This window comes from Kordia sp. (assembly GCF_045105435.1).
GTDB lineage: Bacteria > Bacteroidota > Bacteroidia > Flavobacteriales > Flavobacteriaceae > Kordia.
Genome location: NZ_JBGCDL010000271.1, coordinates 1 through 4,903, shown reverse-complemented (window position 1 = coordinate 4,903; position 4,903 = coordinate 1). Strand labels below are relative to the sequence as shown.

5 protein-coding genes are annotated in these 4,903 nt (G+C 33.0%); 1 reads left to right on the top strand and 4 read right to left on the bottom strand.

Features of this window, described 5'->3' with window-relative positions:
- Nucleotides 1–597 precede the first annotated feature (597 nt).
- Nucleotides 598–1,281: a thioredoxin family protein gene (locus tag AB8B65_RS13975; protein WP_405301746.1), complete on the bottom strand. Its 684-nt coding sequence runs from the start codon at nucleotides 1,279–1,281 to the stop codon at nucleotides 598–600.
- Between the two features lie 16 nt (nucleotides 1,282–1,297).
- Nucleotides 1,298–1,852 carry a TlpA family protein disulfide reductase gene (locus AB8B65_RS13970; RefSeq protein ID WP_405301745.1) on the bottom strand — a complete coding sequence of 185 codons (555 nt, stop codon included), beginning with the start codon at nucleotides 1,850–1,852 and terminating at the stop codon, nucleotides 1,298–1,300.
- A 154-nt stretch (nucleotides 1,853–2,006) separates the two neighbouring features.
- Between AB8B65_RS13970 and AB8B65_RS13965 the strand changes: the two genes are divergently transcribed.
- The gene (locus AB8B65_RS13965) at nucleotides 2,007–2,162 is read left to right on the top strand and encodes a hypothetical protein (RefSeq protein ID WP_405301744.1); all 156 of its coding nucleotides are present in this window, start codon (nucleotides 2,007–2,009) and stop codon (nucleotides 2,160–2,162) included.
- Here AB8B65_RS13965 and AB8B65_RS13960 read toward each other — a convergent pair whose 3' ends face one another.
- Both AB8B65_RS13960 and AB8B65_RS13955 read right to left on the bottom strand, forming a co-directional pair.
- Nucleotides 2,163–3,353 carry a DUF1501 domain-containing protein gene (locus AB8B65_RS13960; protein ID WP_405301743.1) on the bottom strand — a complete coding sequence of 397 codons (1,191 nt, stop codon included), beginning with the start codon at nucleotides 3,351–3,353 and terminating at the stop codon, nucleotides 2,163–2,165.
- A gap of 119 nt (nucleotides 3,354–3,472) precedes the next feature.
- On the bottom strand, nucleotides 3,473–4,903 hold a 1,431-nt coding region (locus AB8B65_RS13955), incomplete at its 5' end, for a DUF1800 family protein (protein WP_405301742.1).

The following is a 4,903-nucleotide window of genomic DNA, read 5'->3' as shown; positions in this document are numbered from 1 at the left end:
CATTTAGTATTTAATATTTTGCCACGAATTCACGAATGATGGTCTTGGTTCAAGGTTCAAGGTTCAAAATTTAGATGATTTTAAACTTCGATATTTATTGTTTGTTATTCGATATTCGTTATTTGTTGAATGAAAGAAACACTTTTACATTTTACATTTAGTGTTTTACATTTTTATTTTCTTTGTTTATTGTTCAAAAATACTTTTACATTTATAATTTTGCATTTTGCATTTAGTATTTAATATTTTGCCACGAATTCACGAATGATGGTCTTGGTTCAAGGTTCAAAATTTAGATGATTTTAAACTTCGATATTTATTGTTTGTTATTCGATATTCGTTATTTATTGATTTGTTGAATGAAAGAAACACTTTTACATTTTACATTTAGTGTTTTACATTTTTAATTTCTTTGTTTATTGTTCGTTATTCTTTTTTCTTTCTTCAAAGTTAAACTTTTTCAGAATATTTCTTCCATAAAAAAACCGAAGTGTTCAACTTCGGTTTTCTGTAGGCAAAAGTTGTACCTTTTGTTATTTTTAAGACAATACATTCAATTTTCAAATTATCAAATTGAATCATTCTCAAATTAAGTATTTATACCTTTATAGAGCAACCAATTGCTTTTGTCGTTTTTACCTCAACTTCTTTTCCTGCTAATAATGCATCAACAGCATCTTCTATATAACGTTTTGTAACAGCTGAAGCATCTTTGTGATTGTTATCAATTGCGCCAATATACTTTATTTGGTGTCCTTTATCCGTTTTTGCAATTACATACATGTGTGGCGTACGTGTTGCTCCAAATACTGGATATATTTTTTGTCCTTCATCTAACATGTACGGGAATGTAAATCCTTTTTCTTTCGCGCGAACCTGCATTTTTTCAAAACTATCATCTGGTCTTGCTTCTGGACTGTTTGGATTGATAGCAATTACAGGATATCCTTGGCTTGCATACTTTTTATCTAACGCAATCAATCTGTCTTCATACGCAACAGAATATGGACAGGTGTTACACGTAAACGTAAGAATGAATCCTTTTGCATCTTTAAAATTGCCCATAGAAACCATTTTTCCATCTACATTTTTTAAAGAAAAATCTTTTACAATATCGCCAACCTTATAACCGTTGACCATTTCTTTCTTTTCTTTCTTTGGTTTCTCAACATTTTCGGCAATCGTTTTTGCTGCTGTCTTTGGAGTGTCTTCTTTTTTCTTTTCAGTACATGAAACCGTTACAAAAAGTAACGCAAGTACTGCTAATTTTATCGTTTTCATTATAGTGGGTTTTATATTAGTTTATAAAATTTTTCAATTCACTTTCAAGTTCGGATTTGGTAAAAGAACCTTCATAAAATTTTCGTTTTCCTTTTTTGTAAATAACCGTTGCCGGAATAGCACCTGACCATTCTTTTGATACTTTCGGAATCCATTCGTTTTGATCGGGATCGTCTAAAAGTACTTGCTCAGATTTTAAATCGTTTTTTGCTAAGAATGCATTCAACTTCTTCAAATTAAAATCCAAACTCACCAACAATACTTTTACATTTTTGTCTTTGTATTCTTGGTTTACAGCTTCAAAATACGGCAGTTCTTTTACGCAAGGTGCGCACCAAGTTGCCCAGAAATTTACGACATGAATATTGTCATCGTCAATGTTTAGATACTTTTCAAACGCTTCAAAATTTAATACTGGAATTTCAGAAGTCACTTCTGTAGCCGTCTTTTTAACTTCAACTTTTTCTGTAGTTGATGCACTTTCTTTTGTAACTGCGAGATCTTTGGTTTTTGTTCCGTTTTCACACGAAATAAACGCGGCTATACAAAAGATAGAGAGTACTTTTTTCATGGTTTTTCTAATAAAAACTAAAAATACGAAAACTCTATGAGTTCACTTTTTATTTAACAAATTTTAAGAGTTATATATCTCTTAAATATGGTTTTACCGTAAAAAATTTGCAATTCACTTTTGTATCTTGATCTAAATTAAAATATATAATGTCATGAAAAAAAGAAGTATCAAAACAATCAAATTAAACAAAAGTGTAATTTCAACACTCAGCACAACAGGTATTAATGGTGGATTTGACAGACCAATAGATAATGGTACTGAAATCAGTTATTGCCATGTAGGTTCTAGAGTACAATGTTGTGCATAATTAGATAATGTTCAACCCTGAAAAAGAAGCACTTATGACTTTCGAGGCATCTATATCTAACCAATTGTTTAAAACAGCAGTGTAGATTTCTCGGAAGTCAATATCATATTTTAAATCGCCATTGGAATCTAAATTCGATAAATCTGCCATCGGATTGTAAAAACCTTGTTTCTTCAACTGCTTTCCAATTAAAAATACTTGATTTGCGGTTCCATGATCAGTTCCATTCCCTGCGTTTTGTTGTACGCGACGCCCAAATTCTGAAAAGGTTAAAATTAAGGTGTCTTTAAACGAATCTTGTTCTTTTAAATCTTTAATAAAAGCTGCCATGGCTTCATCATATATTTTTAGCAAACGCTTTTGTTTCCCTGCTTGATTGGCATGTGTGTCAAATCCGCCCAATGATGTATAATACACTTTGGTTTGTAATCCCGAATTGATAAACTGCGCCACTTGCTTCAATTGTTTGGAGAATTTATTTTTCGGATACGTCGTTTTCGTCGTGTATGTTTTAGAAGTTTCATAAATATACTTTGCCGATGAGGAAGCTGTCACCATAGTTTTGTATAAATAACCCAAATTGTGTTCGCTTAAATGTGCATCGTCATGATGTGCTACTACTTTTTTAAAATATGGATCGTTTGTGGTACGGAAGAATAATTTTGGATCTTTTGTGGCAATTCCGTCTGTATCTTCGCCTTTTAATAGCAATGATAAACTGTCATCAACTTCAATTGCGTCTAACGATTTTCCTTTTGTCATATCCAAATAACGCCCAATCCAACCCGATTGTAAGTATTCATTAGATCCGCTTGCCGTATGCCAAATATCGGTTGCTCTAAAATGTGAACGATTCGGATTTGGATAACCAACATTATTTACCACGCACAATTCTCCGTTATTGTATAAATTGCTATGCGCGATGAGACTTTCATGGAAACCAATTTCGTCCGTAATTCCGATGAGGTTTGATTTTTGCTGCGCCAATGCAGGCCGTTTTTTATAGTAAATATCGTTTCGAAATGGCACCACAGTATTCAGTCCGTCATTTCCTCCCGAAAGTTGAATAATAACTAGTTTTTTTCCTGTCGCTACGGCGGAATCAATCAAATTGAATCCCGAAACGAACTTTGGCAAAAATACCGCGGTACTTGCCAAGGAAGCTTGTTTTAAAAAATTTCTTCTGTTCATTCAATTTATATTTTTTGTATTCCTGCGAAGGCAGGAATCTTTTTTCATCTCCTTTTGTATTCCCACATTCACAATCAGCAGAGTCAAAGTAAAGGCAGGAATCGCATTCAATTATCTACTCAACACAACTGATATTCAGGCAACGACATCAACTGAATGCAATATTCTTTTAAATCTTGATCTGCCAGTTTTTCTAAATATGTTGTTGTTCCACGATTTAGCGGACTTGTCAACACCAATTGTTGTAACTCTTCGCCTGTTATATTTTTATAATTTGCTTGAAACGCTTTCCAATCGGGAATCACTTTTAGTTTTCGTTGGCGATTTCGTTTGCTATTAAATCGTTGAAAATCTTCTTCAAATTCTCCTTTTTCGTCCAATTCAATTTCGCCATTTGCCAATAAAATAGAAGGCAATCGGAGTCGTAACATCATTGTATTTGAATTGATCCAATTTCTGCCACCTTTCCAACCCGCTACATTTGGCGGAAACAATAAATGTTGTCCCAAAAGTTTCTGCAAATACACCAATTCGCGTTCTTTTTCAAACTGCATTGGTACAACTTTGTGCATTCCTATTAAGAATTCAACAGGCGATTTTATTTTAGTTCCAATGTTTTTTTGATCGTAAAACCAATCAGACATCAATACAAAACGCATTAAATTTCCAATATCGTAATCTTTATAAAAAAGTTCGGTCATTTCGCTTACGCGGGAAATATCTAATTGATCGTTCACAAAATAACGATAGATTTTTTCGCAGATAAATTGCGCACATTTTTTTTGTTGTAAGATGATTTCAATAATAGCATCGCCGTCAAAATTTCCTGTTTTACCTAAAAAAGTTTTCTCTTCATAATCATGTTGACGACTACGAAAACGAAAGTCTCCCATAATACCATGATTCCAACCTGTAAATGCGCGTGCAGCTTCTTTAATATCTTCTTCAGAATATTGATCGCGCCCAAGCGTAAATAACTCCATTAACTCGCGCGCAAAATTTTCATTCGGTTTTTGCTTCTTATTTTGTCTTGTATTCAAATACTTCATCATGGAAGCTTCTTTCGAAATAGCAACTACAAAATCTTTAAAATTTCCAAGCGCATGTGTACGAAGTGTGTTTTGATATTCTTGAAAGTGAACAATATTTGGATCATGACACACAAAATGATTTGCCCAAAAAAGTGTCATTTTCTCAACTAATAACTGCTCTGTATTTCCAAGTTTATAAAGCCAAGCAGTATTCATTTCATGTATTTTCTTAGCGCTTTCCTTAAACAAGGCACGTGTCTTCTTTCTATCTTTCATCTTCAACCCTTTTAAAATTGTTGTTAATTCAGATATATCGATGGATAAAGGCTCAAAATTTCGAGAAGCATCAAACAATTGCGAAACAATTTCTGTACGCGTTTGGTTTTGCAACTTAGCGACTTCTGTAGGTAAAATTCCAAATCCGACTCTATTGTACAAATGCACGATTTCTTGTAAGGTCATAACAAACGGTTTGTGTAGTATGACTCTTAAACGTTGTAAAAGTTTAATTTGGTATGT

Coding starts and splice junctions, on each gene's coding strand:
- AB8B65_RS13970 (WP_405301745.1), bottom strand. CDS start 1,852: ATGAAAAAAGTACTCTCTATCTTTTGTATAGCCGCGTTTATTTCGTGT.
- AB8B65_RS13965 (WP_405301744.1), top strand. CDS start 2,007: ATGAAAAAAAGAAGTATCAAAACAATCAAATTAAACAAAAGTGTAATT.
- AB8B65_RS13975 (WP_405301746.1), bottom strand. CDS start 1,281: ATGAAAACGATAAAATTAGCAGTACTTGCGTTACTTTTTGTAACGGTT.
- AB8B65_RS13960 (WP_405301743.1), bottom strand. CDS start 3,353: ATGAACAGAAGAAATTTTTTAAAACAAGCTTCCTTGGCAAGTACCGCG.